At 57.7% G+C, this 2981-nt stretch carries 4 protein-coding genes; 1 reads left to right on the plus strand and 3 read right to left on the minus strand.

All coding sequences use genetic code 11. From position 1 onward, the window contains the following. Positions 1 to 339: hypothetical protein (locus ACE4YL_RS02415; RefSeq protein ID WP_461369124.1), on the minus strand; the 339-nt coding region annotated here is incomplete at its 3' end. A 356-nt stretch (positions 340 to 695) separates the two neighbouring features. Between ACE4YL_RS02415 and ACE4YL_RS02420 the strand changes: the two genes are divergently transcribed. Then, positions 696 to 902: a hypothetical protein gene (locus ACE4YL_RS02420; protein WP_461369125.1), complete on the plus strand. Its 207-nt coding sequence runs from the start codon at positions 696 to 698 to the stop codon at positions 900 to 902. A 54-nt stretch (positions 903 to 956) separates the two neighbouring features. Here ACE4YL_RS02420 and ACE4YL_RS02425 read toward each other — a convergent pair whose 3' ends face one another. Together ACE4YL_RS02425 and ACE4YL_RS02430 are read right to left on the minus strand one after the other, a co-directional pair. Then, complete coding sequence (locus tag ACE4YL_RS02425) at positions 957 to 1253, minus strand: hypothetical protein (RefSeq protein WP_461369126.1); 297 nt, start codon at positions 1251 to 1253, stop codon at positions 957 to 959. 409 nt (positions 1254 to 1662) lie between these two features. Further along, positions 1663 to 2832, minus strand: a complete 1170-nt coding sequence (locus ACE4YL_RS02430; RefSeq protein ID WP_461369127.1) for an SUMF1/EgtB/PvdO family nonheme iron enzyme — start codon at positions 2830 to 2832, stop codon at positions 1663 to 1665. Positions 2833 to 2981: the final 149 nt, after the last annotated feature.

Below are 2981 nucleotides of genomic sequence, written 5' to 3' on the forward strand. Positions count from 1 at the left end.
CTTGATGCGAACTTGCTCGCCCACGTCCTCCGACCATCTGAGCATCTGGTATCGGGAGATCTGGCCGAAATCGAACTGCAGGGTGATGTATCCATGGCTCTTGTATCGGCCAGTTGAACCCTTCGCCAGGACTACCTTGCCTGGCATCGTGGTGAGATCCACGTCCACCTTCTCGATGGCGGCTGCCCAGTCTTCCGGAGTGTTTCGTGCCTGGATCTCGAAGTCCATGAGCAGATCGCGCACGGCGTCGCTGAGCTTCCAGCCCGCCCAGTAGTTCCAGTCGGCGGGGGTGACCACATCTCGGAGGAGCGCCTCGTTGGTGATGCACTCCACCCGCATTACCTGGCCCGAGACGTCGCGCCGGATGACAGGCCCAGCGACGCGCTCGACTCCCTCACGGCGCAGGATACACCGTGTGCCATACGTCAGCAGAGGCGCCACATCGTCGTTCAATAGCGCCCCAAACGAGAACGACGTCGCCTGGTTCTGGCGACGCCGGTATCCAGGTGACACCGGAGCAGGTATGAATCCGATCCGTTGCCCGTTGTTGTCGAGGATATCAACAGTGTATCGTGCCATCCAATCACCCCAATACAAGAGCCAGCCCGTAGGCTGGCACTAGTTGCTATAGAAATGGAAAAGGAGGGTTTTTGCCCCAACTCGACAATAGTTGCCATAGAAAGGAGGTGACCCTAGTGTCAAAAACCGCTTATGAAATCGCTAGTGACATCACAATAGCGTGGATGCAGCTCCTTGCGCAGGCCACCGCGACCAATAGTGTATCGGACGTGCTGAGCCAGGAACAGGTATCTCAGTATTACAGCGCAGTGTGCAAGACAGTGCTCCAGTGTGAGCACAATCCTGGCATGCCTGAAGCTCGCAGCAAGCCCGAGAACTGGTAGGCCACACGAGGGGCCGCTCTGACGCGGTCCCTCTCATACATTCAAAAACGTCAACTACCCCGTCCACGGCGTCAGTAGGGATCGCCTCACCACGTCCGGGTTCCCCCGTAGATCGGTGCCACTGAACTCGTAGATGATGATGTCGTGTCCCACTGGCAGTGCGACCTCCACCTCGTATATGCCGGGCGAGACTTGGTGCTCCACGCCCACCGCTATGGTTTCGCCGATCTGCCCCTTCTGGGTGTCGTAGAGTTTTAGAGTGATATCGGTCGGATCGTAGGCCGCACCGTCAAAGTCCGTGAACACCCTCCGTAACCGTATTGTGTTGCCTTGTATCTGGGTCTGTGTCATCGCTTGACCACCTCCAGTTGCGCCTCACGCGTCGTTACCACTGTCGCTTCGCCAGTGAGGATAATGGCGTATACAGGGAACGTTGGCGACAGAAACACCCACTCACGGTGGCCTGTGGGTCTAGCCGTGATGGCACTCTCGGCAGGCCTAGTTGTAATTTCGATGTCCATCATCAGACTCACCTCAACGAGCCGGTCAGCCCAGGCAGGCTGACCCCAAAGTGCTATGCAAATGCAAATGCAACAGGCCCCGGCAGTGCCGAGGCCCCTCAATATGATCATGTTATGGGAACACCCGCCGATAATACTGCTCGGCGCTTTGTATCTGAGTCCGACGACCCCCATTCTACCCCATCACCGTCCCGCCATCAAGCCTCGAGACTATAAGGAATTACTCGTTAGTTCAATTTTCAGATTACCAGTAACGCGCGCAGGCCGAGGCTGTTGCCGGAGGAGGCACGGGCGTAGATCAGGTCCAGGCAGAACACGCCGGCGCTGGGGCCGCTCGTCCAGGTGCCACCGCGCAAAGGAAACCTCTCCCCATTACTTCGTACGTACATACGGTCACTACCCAAGCCTGTTCCTGCCGGCGCGAGACCAAGGTGCTGCAAGATGGGCGGAATCGCAACCCCGTCTGCAGCAACTAACGTTTCAAACTCCTTACTCGTATACGTATCACCTGTGTCATTGACCACCTCGGTATTGATGCGGATGCCACTTGGCGTGGCTGTCTCGCCGTCATACTTGAGTGTGTCTTCAGTGCCCGGATCCACGAGCTCACCTGTTGGCAATATGGCCCGCCAAGCGGTGCTTGTCTCGCTCATATCGGTGGCTGCCAGAGCAGCATCGCCGCCCGGGATGATCTGGATCTCTCCGTCCACCAGTCTTAGCCCCGCTGTGCGCTCCCATATGTTGCCGTTGAGATCAAATATGCCATACGGCGTACCGTCATCGCTCCACGAGTCCGGACCCGACCCTGTATATATACGTCCAATATAGTCCTCGCCGCTGCTCTGATACGTGTAACTCGGCACCCCATACTCGGCGACTCCGTGGTCGCGCCCATAAAAGTTGTTCCCCCGCGGCTGATACCCTCGGTGGAGGCACCGCAGGGCCAAAAATGCCCATGCAGCATCAGTCAGCAAGCTTAGCCCTGATGCCCTACACAGGTTCAGCGCCGTATCAAACGACATGTATACCTGTGGGTCTACTCCACGCAGAGTAGCCACACGATAATCCGAGCTTGCCCCTACGCGCAACGCTTGGTATTTGCCGACATAGAGTGTCCGCACGCTGCCATCAACCACAAACGCGGGGTGAGGCGCATTCACCCATTCCGGATCGAGTTGCGACAGTTGCATTGGATCAACGCGCACCATGACAGATGGATGTCCCTGATCGTCAAAGTACACCATATTGCGCCCCATCGACGCGTCACGGATGCGCCGGTCCCAATCGCGTTGCTCAGCTGCGTCAGTGATTACGCCTCCGGAGAGGTAGCGGCTGGTCAGAGCCAGCTCTATGGCACGGATGTCCTCGCTCAGTCTTGCTGTTGTATATGGGCCGGATACATACCTCACTCTATCTCACCTCCTATGGGCATCTCAGGCTGCGGGAACAGGTCAGCATAGTTGGTGCGCAGATCGCGCACAAACACCGGCGCATACGCCGCTGCCACTGCTGCATCGCCACGAATGCTAACCTCGCCGGCCAGATCCACACCCTCATC

The sequence above is a fragment of the Candidatus Darwinibacter acetoxidans genome, assembly GCF_041936445.1.
GTDB lineage: Bacteria > Bacillota > Limnochordia > Darwinibacteriales > Darwinibacteriaceae > DTU010.

What these genes read in the sequence shown, in the direction of transcription:
- ACE4YL_RS02425 (WP_461369126.1), bottom strand. Translation starts at nt 1,253, where the DNA reads ATGACACAGACCCAGATACAAGGCAACACAATACGGTTACGGAGGGTG.